The sequence below is a fragment of the Hyphomicrobium sp. genome, from assembly GCF_009026145.1.
In the GTDB taxonomy this organism is placed as follows: Bacteria; Pseudomonadota; Alphaproteobacteria; order Rhizobiales; family Hyphomicrobiaceae; genus Hyphomicrobium_A.
The window spans coordinates 70,361-84,854 of record NZ_WBUE01000004.1; the positions used below are offsets into that span (position 1 = coordinate 70,361).

At 65.0% G+C, this 14,494-nt stretch carries 18 protein-coding genes; 14 read left to right on the forward strand and 4 right to left on the reverse strand.

The features are described from left to right. Positions 1 to 54: 54 nt before the first annotated feature. Positions 55 to 321, reverse strand: a complete 267-nt coding sequence (locus tag F9K20_RS04925) for a septum formation initiator family protein (protein ID WP_290998029.1) — start codon at positions 319 to 321, stop codon at positions 55 to 57. Positions 322 to 533: 212 nt separating this feature from the next. Further along, positions 534 to 1,823, reverse strand: a complete 1,290-nt coding sequence (gene eno, locus F9K20_RS04930) for a phosphopyruvate hydratase (protein ID WP_290998032.1) — start codon at positions 1,821 to 1,823, stop codon at positions 534 to 536. Positions 1,824 to 1,960: 137 nt separating this feature from the next. Between eno and F9K20_RS04935 the strand changes: the two genes are divergently transcribed. The 8 genes from F9K20_RS04935 to queF all read left to right on the forward strand — a co-directional run bounded on the left by F9K20_RS04935 (position 1,961) and on the right by queF (position 6,704). After that, the gene (locus tag F9K20_RS04935; protein ID WP_290998035.1) at positions 1,961 to 2,320 is read left to right on the forward strand and encodes a GFA family protein; all 360 of its coding nucleotides are present in this window, start codon (positions 1,961 to 1,963) and stop codon (positions 2,318 to 2,320) included. Between the two features lie 10 nt (positions 2,321 to 2,330). Next, positions 2,331 to 3,038 (forward strand): 7-cyano-7-deazaguanine synthase QueC, encoded by a 708-nt coding sequence (gene queC, locus F9K20_RS04940; protein WP_290998038.1) that lies wholly within the window; start codon positions 2,331 to 2,333, stop codon positions 3,036 to 3,038. Beyond that, the gene (locus tag F9K20_RS04945; protein WP_290998040.1) at positions 3,014 to 3,265 is read left to right on the forward strand and encodes a hypothetical protein; all 252 of its coding nucleotides are present in this window, start codon (positions 3,014 to 3,016) and stop codon (positions 3,263 to 3,265) included. The genes queC and F9K20_RS04945 overlap by 25 nt, the downstream gene beginning before the upstream one ends. Before the next feature lie 145 nt (positions 3,266 to 3,410). Further along, positions 3,411 to 3,929 (forward strand): DNA starvation/stationary phase protection protein, encoded by a 519-nt coding sequence (locus tag F9K20_RS04950; protein WP_290998468.1) that lies wholly within the window; start codon positions 3,411 to 3,413, stop codon positions 3,927 to 3,929. 85 nt (positions 3,930 to 4,014) lie between these two features. After that, positions 4,015 to 5,070, forward strand: coding sequence for an aldo/keto reductase (locus tag F9K20_RS04955; RefSeq protein ID WP_290998044.1), 1,056 nt, complete (start codon positions 4,015 to 4,017; stop codon positions 5,068 to 5,070). Positions 5,071 to 5,118: 48 nt separating this feature from the next. Beyond that, entirely contained in the window at positions 5,119 to 5,745 is a 627-nt protein-coding gene (gene queE, locus F9K20_RS04960; protein WP_290998047.1) for a 7-carboxy-7-deazaguanine synthase, read from the forward strand. A gap of 97 nt (positions 5,746 to 5,842) precedes the next feature. Then, positions 5,843 to 6,241 (forward strand): 6-carboxytetrahydropterin synthase, encoded by a 399-nt coding sequence (locus tag F9K20_RS04965; protein ID WP_290998050.1) that lies wholly within the window; start codon positions 5,843 to 5,845, stop codon positions 6,239 to 6,241. Positions 6,242 to 6,245: 4 nt separating this feature from the next. Then, positions 6,246 to 6,704 carry a preQ(1) synthase gene (gene queF / locus F9K20_RS04970; protein WP_290998052.1) on the forward strand — a complete coding sequence of 153 codons (459 nt, stop codon included), beginning with the start codon at positions 6,246 to 6,248 and terminating at the stop codon, positions 6,702 to 6,704. Here queF and F9K20_RS04975 read toward each other — a convergent pair. Beyond that, entirely contained in the window at positions 6,689 to 7,576 is an 888-nt protein-coding gene (locus tag F9K20_RS04975; RefSeq protein WP_367115915.1) for a 1-acyl-sn-glycerol-3-phosphate acyltransferase, read from the reverse strand. The two genes, queF and F9K20_RS04975, sit on opposite strands and share 16 nt — an antisense overlap. Before the next feature lie 115 nt (positions 7,577 to 7,691). Here F9K20_RS04975 and F9K20_RS04980 point away from each other — a divergent pair, with 115 nt between their 5' ends. From F9K20_RS04980 to F9K20_RS05005, 6 genes are all read left to right on the forward strand, one after another. Continuing rightward, positions 7,692 to 9,263 (forward strand): L,D-transpeptidase family protein, encoded by a 1,572-nt coding sequence (locus F9K20_RS04980; protein WP_290998054.1) that lies wholly within the window; start codon positions 7,692 to 7,694, stop codon positions 9,261 to 9,263. A gap of 17 nt (positions 9,264 to 9,280) precedes the next feature. Beyond that, positions 9,281 to 9,982, forward strand: coding sequence for an isoprenylcysteine carboxylmethyltransferase family protein (locus F9K20_RS04985; RefSeq protein WP_290998056.1), 702 nt, complete (start codon positions 9,281 to 9,283; stop codon positions 9,980 to 9,982). A gap of 11 nt (positions 9,983 to 9,993) precedes the next feature. Continuing rightward, the gene (locus F9K20_RS04990; RefSeq protein ID WP_290998058.1) at positions 9,994 to 10,419 is read left to right on the forward strand and encodes a DUF1810 domain-containing protein; all 426 of its coding nucleotides are present in this window, start codon (positions 9,994 to 9,996) and stop codon (positions 10,417 to 10,419) included. Positions 10,420 to 10,879: 460 nt separating this feature from the next. Beyond that, positions 10,880 to 11,215 (forward strand): MmcQ/YjbR family DNA-binding protein, encoded by a 336-nt coding sequence (locus F9K20_RS04995; protein ID WP_290998060.1) that lies wholly within the window; start codon positions 10,880 to 10,882, stop codon positions 11,213 to 11,215. Further along, complete coding sequence (locus F9K20_RS05000) at positions 11,212 to 11,709, forward strand: hypothetical protein (RefSeq protein WP_290998063.1); 498 nt, start codon at positions 11,212 to 11,214, stop codon at positions 11,707 to 11,709. The genes F9K20_RS04995 and F9K20_RS05000 overlap by 4 nt, the downstream gene beginning before the upstream one ends. 191 nt (positions 11,710 to 11,900) lie before the next feature. Beyond that, the gene (locus F9K20_RS05005) at positions 11,901 to 12,299 is read left to right on the forward strand and encodes an HIG1 domain-containing protein (RefSeq protein ID WP_290998066.1); all 399 of its coding nucleotides are present in this window, start codon (positions 11,901 to 11,903) and stop codon (positions 12,297 to 12,299) included. 145 nt (positions 12,300 to 12,444) lie between these two features. On the opposite strand, the gene thrS is transcribed toward F9K20_RS05005, so the two are convergent. Further along, positions 12,445 to 14,439: a threonine--tRNA ligase gene (thrS, locus tag F9K20_RS05010; RefSeq protein WP_290998068.1), complete on the reverse strand. Its 1,995-nt coding sequence runs from the start codon at positions 14,437 to 14,439 to the stop codon at positions 12,445 to 12,447. Positions 14,440 to 14,494: the final 55 nt, after the last annotated feature.

Here is a 14,494-nt window from a genome sequence, read left to right on the forward strand (position 1 = left end):
CAATACTTTTGACGGATGTATCGATATGTTTTGCGGATATGACCGGCGCGTGCCTTAGTGCGCCATCACCACAGCATCGTCGGGGCGCACGAAGCCAAGCACTTCGCGGGCGATTTCCTCGACAAGGTCCGGGTCGGGTTTTTCGGCGGCGAGCAGAGCGACGTCGCGCTCCAGCTTGGCGCGCACGGCCTCGAGGCTTTTGATCTCGAACTCCAACAGAGCTGATCGCTCGATCAGCCTGGATCGCGCCTCGAAGCCGTGCCTGCCATTGATTGCATGATGGACGAAGTAGGCCGTCAATCCCAGGCAGAGAAGCAACACCGTCGCCTGCCTTAGCCTCGAGCGTCGATCATGTTTTTTTGGCTGACGCAGCACTTGGGTACGCTGCACAAAACTGGTGGACACCGTCGTTATCCCACACGCTGCTTAATGGCAGGTAAAGCGCTGTGCCGGCCGTGCGAAGGACCATGCGGAGCACGGCTGCGCCGCGACGTTCAGCCATGACGGCGCCAGAGCTGGATGGCGTATTGGGTTCAGGCGATGCTGCGGCCGCGGATGACGCTCTTGCCGGCGTAGCGCGCCACATCACCCAGCTCGCCTTCGATGCGGATCAGCTGGTTGTACTTGGCGAGGCGATCGGAGCGGCACAGCGAGCCGGTCTTGATCTGCCCGGCATTGGTGGCCACGGCGAGGTCGGCAATTGTGGCATCCTCGGTCTCGCCCGAGCGGTGCGAGATCACAGCGGTGTAGGCGGCACGCTGCGCCATCGACACGGCGTCGAGCGTCTCCGACAGCGAGCCGATCTGGTTGACCTTGACCAGGATCGAGTTGGCGATACCGCGCTCGATACCCCGCTGCAGCCGATCCGTGTTGGTGACAAAGATGTCGTCGCCGACCAGCTGGCAGCGCGCGCCGACCGCCTCAGTGAGCGCCTTCCAGCCCTCCCAGTCGTCCTCCGACATGCCGTCCTCGATAGAGATGATCGGATAGCGCGAGAGGAGCGCTTCGAGGTACTTGACCATGCCGGCTGCATCGAGCGACTTGCCCTCACCCGAGAGGTTGTACTTGCCGTTCTTGAAGTACTCGGTCGCCGCGCAGTCGAGCGCCAGCATGACATCCTCGCCCGGCTTGTAGCCGGCGCCCTCGATAGCCTTCATGATGTAGGAAAGCGCCTCGTCGGCCGACTTGAGATTGGGGGCGAAGCCGCCCTCGTCGCCGACGCTCGTCGAAAGGCCGGCATCCTTCAGCGCCTTCTTCAGCGTGTGGAAGATTTCCGCGCCCATGCGCACGGCATCGGCGATCGAGTCCGCCGCCACAGGCATGATCATGAATTCCTGGATGTCGATCGGATTGTCGGCGTGGGCGCCGCCATTGACGATGTTCATCATTGGCACGGGCAGCACGTGCGCTGCGGCACCGCCGAGATAGCGATAAAGCGGCAGGCCGCTCGATTCCGCCGCCGCCTTCGCCGTGGCCAGCGACACGCCGAGGATGGCGTTGGCGCCGAGCCGCGATTTGTTGCGCGTCCCGTCGAGCTGGATGAGCGCCGCGTCGACGCCGCGCTGGTCCTCGGCGTCCATGCCGGCCAGCGCGTCGAAAATCTCCGAGTTGACTGCGGCGACCGCCTTCTCGACCCCCTTGCCGAGATAGCGGGCGGGATCTCCGTCGCGCAGCTCCACCGCCTCATGCGCACCTGTCGAGGCGCCTGACGGCACGGCGGCGCGGCCCGTGGCGCCATCCTCCAATACGACGTCCACCTCCACCGTCGGGTTGCCGCGGCTGTCGAGGATCTCACGGCCGATGATGTCGATGATGGCGGTCATAGTCGATACCTTATGAGTTGCGGGCCGCGGATGGGCATGGGAGGGTCCGGCGCGTTTTAGCTGCTCTTGCCGCGAGCGCAAAGGCCAGAAAATAGGAGCCGCAGGGTGCCGGCGGCCGTGTCGCATGGAGGCCAGTCATGGCGGAGACCAAGACCTATACCGGGAGCTGCCACTGCGGGCGCGTAAGTTACGAGGTCGAGGCCGATCTCGGCCAGGCCGTGGCGTGCAACTGCTCGATCTGCCGCAAGCGCGGCACGCTCCTGACCTTTGTTCCAACTGACAAGTTCCGGCTCGCGGGCGGGGCCGAATCCCTCACCGACTACCAGTTCAATAAGAAGGTGATTCATCACCTGTTTTGTTCCACCTGCGGCGTTGGCTCGTTTGCGCGCGGGCGCGCCCCCAACGGCATGGAGATGATCGCCGTGAACGTGCGCTGCCTCGACGGCGTCGACCCCGAGACGCTGAAGGTCAGGCACTTCGACGGCGCCAAGTTGTGAGCCGGCGGCAATGAATGGCGACGCGGCATTGGTCCTGTTTTCCGGCGGCCAGGATTCGACTGTTTGCCTCGCCTGGGCGCTCGAGCGCTATGCGCGCGTCGAGACGGTCGGCTTCAGCTACGGGCAGCGCCACGCGGCCGAGCTGGGGCAACGCGACAAGTTGCGCGCCGGCCTCGCCAACCTGAAGCCGGAATGGCACCAGCGGCTCGGGCACGACCACATGCTCGAGCTTCCCGAGCTGGGGCGCCTGAGCGATACGGCGCTGACGCGTGATGCCGAGATCGTGATGACCGAGACGGGGCTGCCCTCCACGTTCGTACCGGGCCGCAACCTCCTCTTCTTCACCTATGCCGCCGCCCTCGCCTACCGGCGCGGCATGCGCACGCTGGTCGGCGGCATGTGCGAGACCGATTTCTCCGGCTACCCCGACTGCCGCAACGACACGCTGCAGACGTTGGCCAAAGCGATCTCGCTGGGCACCGATGCCGATTTCATCATCGAGACGCCGCTGATGTGGATCGACAAGGCCGGCACCTGGGCGCTCGCAGCCGAGCTTGGCGGCGCAGCGCTGGTCGAGCTCATCGTCGAAGACTCGCACACCTGCTATCTCGACGTTCGCTCCCGCCGTCACGACTGGGGATACGGGTGCGGGCACTGTCCGGCCTGCGCGCTGCGCGCCAAAGGATGGGAGAAATGGCAAGCCGCGAAGAAGAGCTGATCCGCGCCGTGGACGCTGCCATCGCCGGCGACTGGGAAGCCGCGCACAACATTGCCCAGCGCCACGAGGGTGATGCGGCTGCCGACTGGCTGCACGCCGTGCTGCACAAAATCGAAGGCGATCATAGCAACAGCCGCTATTGGTACCGCCGCACGTCGCATTCTCACGGAGAGTTTATTGATTCGAACGCCGAGCTTGCCGCCATCCGCGCCTTGCTCACAAAATAGTTTCCGAAAAGTTCTTTTGGCGCGTGCGTCAAACGGCGCACGTCAACTCGCCATTAGTCGGCTCGCAACCTTGTGTGTGCGTTCGCATATCAGTGGTCGCATATACTCGCGGCACTGAAGGCCGAGGAGAATCCCCATGGGCGATATGAGCAAGGCTGCCACGCGCCGCAAGGCGCCGCTGCAGACACCGAGCGTCTACGATTCCAATGCCATTCGCGATCTGTCCGGCGCGCTCAACGCGCTGCTCGCTGACACCTTCGCGCTCTATCTCAAGACCAAGAACTTTCACTGGCACGTCAGCGGCCCGCACTTCCGCGACTATCACCTGCTGCTCGACGAGCACGGCGACCAGATCTTCGCCATGACCGATGCCCTCGCCGAGCGGGTGCGCAAGATCGGCGGCACGACACTGCGCTCCATCGGCCATATCTCGCGCCTGCAGCACGTCGAGGACAACGACGCCGACTACGTGACGCCGCAGGACATGCTGGCCGAGCTGCGCGACGACAACAAGGATCTGGTCGGACGTCTGCGCGAGGCGCACGATTTGTGCGACGAGCACGAGGACGTGGCCACCGCCAGCCTGATCGAGAACTGGATCGACGAGAGCGAGCGGCGCGTATGGTTCCTCTACGAGGCGACGCGCGAGAAGCACGCGCCCTAGACGGAACTTAGGTCTTCGAGAACCGCACGCGCGTTGGCGCGGCGGTGATTTGGTGCGCTTTGCGCGCCCGCAGAAGGAGAACCCCATGTCCCTTTGTCAGGCCGACAAACAGGCCGGCAAGACGGCGCTGCCGAAGCGCCGCCTCGGCCGCACCGACATGCTCATCACGCCCGTCGGGCTCGGCGCCTGGGCCATCGGCGGCGGCGATTGGGCTGTAGGCTGGGGCAGCCAAGACGACAAGCAGTCGATCGCCGCCATCCGCCATGCGGTCGAGCGCGGCGTCAATTGGATCGACACAGCGGCGATCTACGGGCTAGGGCACTCGGAGGAGATCGTGCGCAGGGCGCTGATGGACATTCCGGTCTCGCAGCGCCCGTTGGTGTTCACCAAATGCGGGTTGCGCTGGGACGAAGCCGATCGCATGGCGCCGCCGCACAACGTCGGCGACCCGAAAAGCATCCGCTTCGAGCTCGAGGCCTCCCTGAAGCGGCTCGGCGTCGACCGCATCGACCTCTATCAGATGCACTGGCCGGCCAGGGATGGCACACCGATCGAGGAGTACTGGCAGGCGCTGCTCGACCTCAAGGCCGAAGGTAAGGTGCGCGCCATCGGCCTCTCCAATCACAACGTCGCACAGCTGGAGGCAGCCGAGAAGATCGGCCATGTCGACACCCTGCAGCCACCCTTCTCGGCCATCCGCCGCGAGTTCGCCGCCGCCGAGCTACCCTGGTGCGTGCGGCACGACACCGGCGTCATCGTCTACAGCCCGATGCAGGCTGGCCTGCTCACCGGCGCCTTCACGGCCGCGCGGGCGAAGACGCTGCCGGCCAACGACTGGCGCTCGCGCAACGCCGAGTTCACGGGCGATAAGCTAAAAGCCAACCTCGAGCTGGCCGAGACGATGCAGGCCGTCGGCAAGCGCCACGGCACATCGGCCGCTGCCGCCGCGATCGCCTGGACGCTCGCCTGGCCGGGGGTCAGCGGCGCCATCGTCGGCGCCCGCGAGCCGGCCCAAGTTGACGGCTGGATCGATGCGGCGACCCTGCACCTGCGCCAGGCCGATCTCGACGAAATCGCCGCCACCATCGAGCGCACCGGCGCCGGATCCGGGCCTGCCCTACCCGCCGAGATGCCGCGCTAGGGTCCCCTGACCTTGAATGCCGGCTCCCGGGCGATTAGGGATGCCCGCATGTACGCCGTGAAGGAGATCTTTTACACGCTGCAGGGCGAGGGTGCGAACGCGGGACGCGCCGCCGTCTTCTGCCGCTTTGCCGGCTGCAATCTGTGGTCGGGTCGCGAGGAGGATCGCGGCAAGGCTGAGTGCCAATTCTGCGACACCGATTTCGTCGGCACCGACGCTGAAGGCGGTGGCAAGTTTGCCACCGCCACCGACCTCGCCGACACCTGCGCGAAGGCGGCGGGTGATGCCGGAGCAAACTTCGTCGTGCTGACCGGCGGCGAGCCCATGCTGCAGGTCGACGCCGAGTTGATCGATGCACTGCACGCGCGTGGCTTTACCATCGCCATCGAGACCAACGGCACCCTGCCGGTGCCGCGCACCATCGACTGGATCTGCGTGAGCCCGAAGGCCGGAGCTGACCTCAGGCAACGCACCGGCGATGAGTTGAAGCTCGTCTTCCCGCAGCCGGGGCTCGACCCCGAGCAAGTCGAGGGGCTGGCGTTCACGCACCGCTATCTGCAGCCGATGGACGGCCCGGATGTTAAGGAGAATACGGCGCGCGCCGTCGCCTACTGCAAGGCGCATCCCGCCTGGCGGCTGTCGCTGCAGACCCACAAGCTGCTCGGTATTCCTTGAGCGCTGCCGAGGTGGATCTCCTTCCCCCTTGATGGGGAGGGAGACTTAGGGCGCCAGAGGCACTGGAAGTGCTGCACAAAATCGCTTAGAGACCGGCATGCGCATCTACAAAGAGTTCCAGTTCGAGGCCGCTCACTTTCTGCCCAGCGCCCTGCCCGGGTCGCCCAACGCGCGCGTGCACGGGCATTCGTTCCGCGCCCGCGTCACCATCGAGGGCATGCCCGGCGCCGACACCGGCTACGTCTTCCACTTCGACGAGCTGGCCCGCGTCATGTCGGAAGCGCAGGAGACCCTCGACCATCGCCTCTTGAACGAAGTCGAGGGGCTCGAAGCGCCGACGCTGGAGCGCATCGCCATGTGGCTATGGAACCGGCTGCAGAACCTCGTGCCGGGCCTCGCCCAGATCGAGATCGCACGCGACAGCTGTCACGAGGGCGCCATCTACGCGGGGCCGGACAACGAGAAGCCCGGACCGTCGCGTCTCGCCGCGGAGTGAACCCATGGGTCAGAAGGACACCACCGTCACCATCCTCGGGCACGCCACCAAGCTGCCGCAGAGCCCGGATGAGGCTACGCTCGAGCGCGTGCCGAACCCGCACCCCGATGTGCGCTATGTCGCCCGCTTCGCGGCACCCGAGTTCACCTGCCTGTGCCCAGTGACCGGCCAGCCGGACTTCGCCCATTTCGTCATCGACTACATGCCGCGCGACTGGCTGGTCGAATCCAAGTCGCTGAAGCTCTACCTCGCCTCGTTCCGCAACCACGGCGCCTTCCACGAGGACTGCACGGTGGCCATCGCCAAGCGCCTCATGGCATTGCTCGAGCCGCACTTTTTACGCATCGGCGGCTACTGGTTCCCGCGCGGCGGCATGCCCATCGACGTGTTCTGGCAGACGGGGCCGGCGCCGGAGGGCGTGTGGCTGCCCGACCAGGGCGTGCCGCCCTACCGCGGCCGCTGAGGTTGCGCCGCGAGCGCGTGCACGAGATCGTACAGCTCGGCGATCAGGGCGCGGCGATCCGTGCCGTGCCGCAGCGCCTCGAAGGAGACTACGTCGCCGACGCGGGCGATGAGCCGACTGCCGACACTGCGCCGGAACTCGTGGACGAGCAGCGACAGCCTCAAGGTCATGCTCACCTGCGAGGCGAGGTGGAACAGCGGACCGCACTGGCCCTCGAAATGCACCGGGAGAACCGAGGCACGTGCGGCCTGCACCATGCGCGCGGTAAACAGCTTCCACGCCAGCTCCACCGCCCGGCCGAATGGATAGGTCGCCGTGGCCACGCCGCCGGCGGGGAATACGATAATGGTCGTGCCTTCGCGTAGCAGCCGGATCGCCTCGTTGCGCGTCGCAAGGTTTCGTTCCAGCGCCGCCGGCGTGTCGCGGAAGTCGATGGGCAGCGAGAAGGGGCCGAGCTCGGGCACCTTCATCAGCTCCATGTTGATCAGCACCTTGAACGGCCGCCCGAGATCCTCGGCCAATGTCATCGCCCCGATGCCGTCGAGAATGCCGAAGGGGTGGTTGGCGACGAGGACGAGCGGGCTGTCGGGCGGGATCAGGGGCGGCCACTGGCGTGCGATGATCTCCAGCTCGACATCGATCAGCCCGAGCATGGGGCGAATGGCCTGCTCGCGCCCGATGCATGCATCCGATCGCCACTGAGCGTAGAGCGGCGCGAAGTAGTCGCGCCCCGCCATCCGCTCGAGCATGCGGATGAGCCCGCGCTTCAACGGGGGGTCGTCGGCATTGGCATAGGACAGCTCAGGGAATTTCACGCGCGCCACCCTCAGGGGCTCGAACGGCATAGGACCCGTGCCAATGGTTTCAGACATCTGTGTCAAAACCGTACCCGCCCGGCCACGCAGGTGAGCCCCCAGCCCCACACCGGCTGCCCCACGCTGGCCAGAAAGGCCTGGCTCGGTTAGCCTCCCGCGCCTCGGAGGGGGAATGATTCGACCAACGATTCTAACGCTCGCCGTCGTCCTGGCGCTGATCTCTGCCGGACGCGCCGGAGCCGCCGCGCCGGCCTCCGATGCCCCGGTCGCCACCGACCCGGCCATCACGCCGCCCATGGCGCCGCCGCCGGATGCCAATCCCGTGGCCAGCGCCGTGCGCTCCAAGCTCAACGGCCTGCCAACCGACGGCTCAGCGCAGGAATTGAAGGAGCACGCTGTTCTCTCGGATTTCTACGCCTCACGCCGCGACGCGCCCCTGTGGCTGAGCGAAGCGGGTCTCACCGACAAAGGCGCCGCGCTCGGCGCGGAGATATTGAGGGCCAACGACTGGGGCCTCGACGCCGGGGATTTCGCGCTACCGGAAATCCCGCCGGCCGCGCAGCTCGACTCCGAGACCATCGGCAAGGCCGACGTGGAGATCTCGCTGGCGCTGCTGAAGTACGCGCGCCATGCGCGCGGTGGCCGCATCACCGAGCCGTCGATCCTGCTCAACTCCAATCTCGACCGCAAGCCGCAGCTCATCGATCCGGAAATCATCATCAACGGGGTCGTCGATGCGGGCGAGCCCGATGCATACCTGCGCGCTCTGCACCCCAAGCAGCCGCAGTTCGAGAAGCTGCGCCAAGTCTATCTTGCCAACCGCAACAAGCCGCTGGGCCGGAAGATACTCGCCAACATGGAGCAATGGCGCTGGATGCCCGATGATCTCGGGCAGGTCCACGTCATGGCCAATGTGCCCGAGTTCATGGTCTATCTCGTCAGGGACGGCGCCCCGATCCATTCCGAGCGCATCGTCGTCGGCGAGACGGGCAAGCAGACATCGATCTTCTCCCGTCCTTTGAAGACGATCGTGTTCAAGCCAATGTGGCGTGTGCCGGACTCGATCAAGGCGAGAGAGCTGCAACCCAACCTGCGGCGCGGCGGCAGCATGTTCCGCCAGTACGACCTCGAGCTGGAGACCAAGGATGGCCGGCCGCTCGATTATCAGAGCATCGACTGGAACACGGCCAACCTTCTCGACTACGAGGTGGTGCAGCCGCCCGGGCGCAAGAACGTGATGGGGGTGGTCAAGTTCACGTTCCCCAGCCAGCACACAATCTTCATGCACGATACGGTCGACAAGTGGATGTTCGCGCAAAGCACGCGTACGTTGAGCCACGGCTGCCTGCGACTGCGCAACCCAATGCGCATGGCCGAACTGGTGCTGGCCGAGGACAAGGGTTGGGACGCAGAGAAGGTGCAAGCGGCGATGCGCGATGGTCCCCGTAACAACGAGATCGTCATCGAGAAGAAGATTCCCATGCACCTCGTCTACTTCACGGCGTGGGTGGACGAGGATGACAAGTTGCGCACTTTCGGCGACATCTACGGCCACGAGAAGCGCATCTCGCTCGCCCTCGATGGCAAATGGGACCAGATCGACGTCGGGCGAGATCACCTGGCACCGGTCGAAGCCTCGGACCCGAGTAACTTCGCGCCAGCGCCGGTAGCGCGGCAGCGGCGGCAGAAACAGCCGGCCACCATCGTCGATATGGTCGGCAGTGCGCTGGGCGGGGCATTCTGAGCGCTTAAGGTAGCGCCATGGCCATAGCGTTGCACGATCCCCTGATCCGGCGCCTCATCCTGCACACTAGCATTTGGCTCGCAGTGCTCGGCGCCATCCTGTTCGTGTCGGCGGGCACTATCCACTGGCCACAAGCCTGGGTGCTGCTGATCGAGAGCGCCGTGCTGGGGCTCGCCTCGGGGATTCTCATCGCCCGCCACGACCCGCAGCTGTTGCGCGAGCGCATGCGCGGGCCGATCCAGAAGGGTCAGAAGCCGTGGGACAAGGCCCTGCTCGGCGGGATCTTCGCGCTGTGCATGGCCATCCCTATCGTCGCCGGAGTTGATGCCGTTCGCCTGCAGAACTCGCAGATGCCGCTATGGCTGGAAGCGATCGGCGCGCTCGCCCTCGCCTTCGGGCTCTACACGTTCCACGTCGTCATGGAGACGAACTCCTATGCCACGGCCGTAGTGCGCATCCAGAGCGAGCGCGGCCACCGGGTGATCTCCACGGGGCCGTACGCCTACGTGCGCCACCCGATGTATGCCGGTGCGATCTTCTATTTCCTCGGCTTCGCACTCCTGCTCGGCTCCTGGTACGCAGTTGCCATCGCGATCGTCATCATCGGGCTGTTCGGACTGCGCGCCGTGTGGGAGGAGGAAACGCTGGCGCGCGAGCTTGACGGCTATGCCGCCTACGCTGAGCGCGTCCGCCACCGGCTCATTCCCGGGCTGTGGTAATTTAGGGCATCATGCCCGTCGACGATCCATTCAATCTGCGGCGCTTCGTTGAGGCACAGGCGCCGGTCTACACGCGCGTGCTGGGCGAGCTTGCCGGCGGGCACAAGCGCAGCCACTGGATGTGGTTCGTATTTCCGCAGATCGCGGGGCTCGGTGCGAGCCCCATGGCTCAGCGCTACGCCATCACCTCGCTGGCCGAGGCCGCAGCCTATCTCGCCCATCCCGTGCTGGGGCCGCGGCTCAAGGAATGCACGCGACTTGTAAATGCCATCGAGGGTCGCTCGATCCGCGACATCTTCGGCAGCCCCGACGACATGAAGTTTCACTCCTCGATGACGCTGTTCGCCGAGTCGGCGCCCGACAACGCCGATTTCCGCGCCGCGTTGGATAAGTACTTCGCCGGCACGCCCGATCCAGCCACGCTCTCCCGTCTGTAGCCGCGATCCGGGAAACTCCTCCGACTACAGTCTTTTTTAGCAAATTTTGCCTAAGATTAGAGCAAACTAAGAATAATCGGAGGCGTCTATGATCGGGTTATTGATCGGTCAGATCGAGCTGATGTCGCTCGCGGAAGGCTTGCACACAGCTGCTTTCACGGTATTCATCCTCTCCGGCGTTGTCTGCTGCTTCAGGCGCACCGACATCGGGCGCGTGCAGCAACCACCCGCGCGGCCCCAAGAGGTTGTCGCAGTAAAGATTAGCGCACCTCCCCGGCGTCGGCGCAGCACTCGTGCTGCGCCAACGGCGAAGCCGCGGCCGAGGCAGTTGCAGCTGCCGTTGCGCCGCGCGGCCTGAGAGCCGGCTCGGCGTCGGGACGATGCCGGCGCTCCACATGTTGACGCAAACGGCCTCTATGAGCGGCCGCGCAGTCTGGCGCGCAACTTGTGAGGAGACAGGATGGCGACGGCCCGTGACGTGCGGCGCGTCGCGCTGTCGCTCGAAGGGACAAGCGAAGCGCCGCACTTCGACCGCGCCGCCTTCAGGCTGAAGCGCATCTACGCCACGCTCGCCGCCGACGGCAAAAGTGCCAACCTCAAGCCGACGCCCGACGAGCAGGAGTTCAAATGCATGCTGGCGCCGGAGGTGTTCGCCCCGGTGCCGAACGCCTGGGGCAGGCAGGGCTGGACGACGTTGACACTGGCCAAGGCAAGCACCGCAGACCTGCGCGCCGCGCTGGAAATGGCCTGGGCGCACGCGTTGCCGGCCAAACCACGGCGGGCAAAGCGCCCATGATGCGGGCCTCGGCCACAGGACTGCTTCTGAGCGCCTCGGTTTCGGCAGCATTCGCGGTCCATACCAGCGTGCGGTTGGCGGATGCTAGCGTTCGCTTCGACGGCACCCGCTGGCAGGCGTCCGCATCGATCAACAGCATTCACTTTGCGCCGCAAGGAGAGGCCGCGCGCACGCTCGACCCCGTGGAGCTGCACCTCGTCCGCGACGACGCGCCGTGTATTGCGCTGGCGCGGCGTGCGCTGCAGTTCGGCGCCTATGACACCACAGCTTTGTTGCCGGTCCAGATATCGATCGCGGGCGTCAATGGCGAGCGTTTCGCCGCGCATACGATGTGCCGCAATGCGACGCCGCAGGGCGTCGTCGCCTGTGTGAAGGTCGGCCCCCGCACCTATCTTCTGCAGTCGGTGCAGGTCGGCTGCGGCGGCCGTAACCCGTTCTCCGGCATCGATCCGATCGCCGAGATCGCCTCCGGCATCAAGTTCACTGGGCGCTAAGCTTTATTTCCTGACAGCATGGCCACGTTCGCTCGCACGAGCCCGTAAAATATGCGCCGGGTGAGAGGCTATCGGGCAGAGATTCTCGACCCCATATAACTCGTGAGCCGAGAAAGTCCCGGCTCGACCGGGTCGGCTACCCAGTACCGATCCGCGCCTGATCAGTGGGCCTTTGGAAAGGAACCCATGTCATGGCTGCTTACTATGATAAATCGCACCACCTCGTAATCTCCGACGATGAGGCCCGTGGCGGTGTCACGGGTCACAACGTGCGCTATGTCCTTGCGCTCAGCATTACCGGCGTCATCGCGGCATTTGCCGCGATAGCAATCTATTTAGGCTTCGACCGTCTGACCGAGCGCCTTTCAGGAGCGTTCACCAGGCACCCCTGGGAGATCGTGCAAAGCTTCGCTCCGTTTGCCGCGATCATACTTGCGGGCGCGATCATCCTCGGCCTGGCACTTGGAATCTGGAATGTCGTTGCCGGGCACAGTGAGGATGACAGTGAGAGCTTCATGCGCGCACGCGTAGCCACCCAGTTCGCGGTCATCTGCGTGATCATGGCGATCCTGTACGTCTCGACCTACTGAGGCCCACCCGGCATGACGGAGGTACATACTGTCCTCCGTTCCATCGTCATCCCGGCACTTGTTGCCGGGATCCATGCTGCCTCTCAATTAGGAGCAAGCGGATAATGGATCCCGGGGACAAACCCCGGGATGATAGGTCGGATGCTCAAGCCGCCTTATCGACCACGCCCGCCGCGCGTTTCAGGTCGGGCGGAGTCGCCTCCTCGCACAAGCTCGCGATGGCCTCGGCGAGCGGCATCACCTTCTGGTCTTGGCTGCCGAGGCGGCGCATGGACACCTTGCCCTCCTCCGCCTCGCGCTTGCCGACCACCAGCATCACCGGCACCTTGGCGAGCGAGTGCTCGCGCACCTTGTAGTTGATCTTCTCATTCCTGAGGTCGACATCGACGCGCAGGCCCGCCGCACGCAGTTGCTCGGCCACTTGCAGCGCATAATCGTCGGCGTCCGACACGATGGTCGCCACCACGATCTGCAAGGGCGACAGCCACAGCGGGAAATGACCGGCGAAGTTCTCAATCAGCACGCCAGTGAAGCGTTCGAGCGAGCCGAAGATGGCGCGGTGGATCATCACCGGCGTCTTCTTCTCCGAGTGCTCGTCGATGTAGAAGGCGCCTAAGCGGCCCGGCAGATTGAAGTCGACCTGCGTCGTGCCGCACTGCCAGTCGCGGCCAATGGCATCCTTCAGGACGTACTCGAACTTCGGCCCGTAGAAGGCGCCCTCGCCGGGGTTGATCGACGTCTTGATGCGGCCCTTGCCGCGCTTCTCGATCTCCTTGAGTACCTTGGCCATGATGGCCTCGGCGTGGTCCCACTGCTCGTCGGTGCCGACGCGCTTTTCAGGCCGCGTCGACAGCTTGACGACGATGTCCTTGAAGCCGAAGTCCTCGTAGATCGACAGCAAGAGGTCGTTCACCTCCAGGCACTGCTCCTCGAGCTGCTCCTCGGTGATAAAGATGTGCGCGTCGTCCTGGGTGAAATGGCGCACGCGAAGAAGCCCGTGCATGGCGCCCGACGGCTCGTAGCGGTGCACCTTGCCGAACTCGCCGAGCTTTAAAGGCAGGTCGCGGTAGCTCTTGAGGCCGTGCTTGAAGATCTGCACGTGGCCGGGACAGTTCATCGGCTTGCAGCAGAAGGTGCGCTCGTCGGGAAGCTCGGTGACGAACATCATCTCCCGGTAGTTCTCCCAGTGCCCGGAGACTTCCCAGAAGCTCTTCTCCATCATGTCGGGCGAGTTGACCTCGTTGTACCCGGCGGCCGCGAGCCGGCGGCGCATGTAGGCGATGAGCGTCTGGAACAGCGTCCAACCCTTGGCGTGCCAGAATACCGAGCCCGGCGCCTCCTCCTGGAAATGAAAGAGGTCCATCTCGCGCCCGAGCTTGCGGTGATCGCGCTTCTCGGCTTCCTCGAGCCGGTGCAGGTAGTCCTTGAGCTCGTCCTCGCTGGCCCATGCCGTGCCGTAGATCCGCTGCAGCATCGGGCGGTTCGGGTCGCCGCGCCAATAGGCGCCGGCGATCTTCTGCAGCTTGAACGCCTTGCCGACCTGCCCCGTCGAGGCCATGTGCGGGCCGCGGCAGAGGTCGAGCCATTCGCCCTGCTTGTAGATCTTGACGTCCTGATCCTCGGGGATGGCGTCGACCAGCTCGACCTTGAAGTTCTCACCCCGCTCGCGGAAGAACTCCTTCGCCTTGTTGCGGCTCCACACCTCCTTGGTGAAGGGCGCGTTCTTGGCAATGATCTCGCCCATCTTCTTTTCGATCTTGGCGAGATCGTCGGGATGGAACGGCTCCTGCTTGGCAAAGTCGTAATAGAAGCCGTTCTCGATGACGGGGCCGATCGTCACCTGCGTCTTCGGCCACAGCGCCTGCACCGCTTCCGCCATGACGTGCGCGGCGTCGTGCCGGATCAGCTCCAGGGCTTCCGGGTCGGTGCGGGCCACGAACTTGATCGTCGCGTCCTCGGTGATGGGATCGGCGAGATCGGCGAGCTTGCCGTCTAGGCTCATGGCGACGGTGCGCTTGGCCAGCGACGGCGAGATCGCCTTGGCGACGCTCATGCCGGTCGTGCCGCGCTCGATCTTGCGCGTGGCACCGTCGGGGAATGTCAGGGTGATTTGCTTGGAATCGGGGGCCGCGTCGGCCATCGCCTCTCTCCTCTCACTCGCTGCCTACCAATGCAGCGTAAGTTGGAGCGGTTAC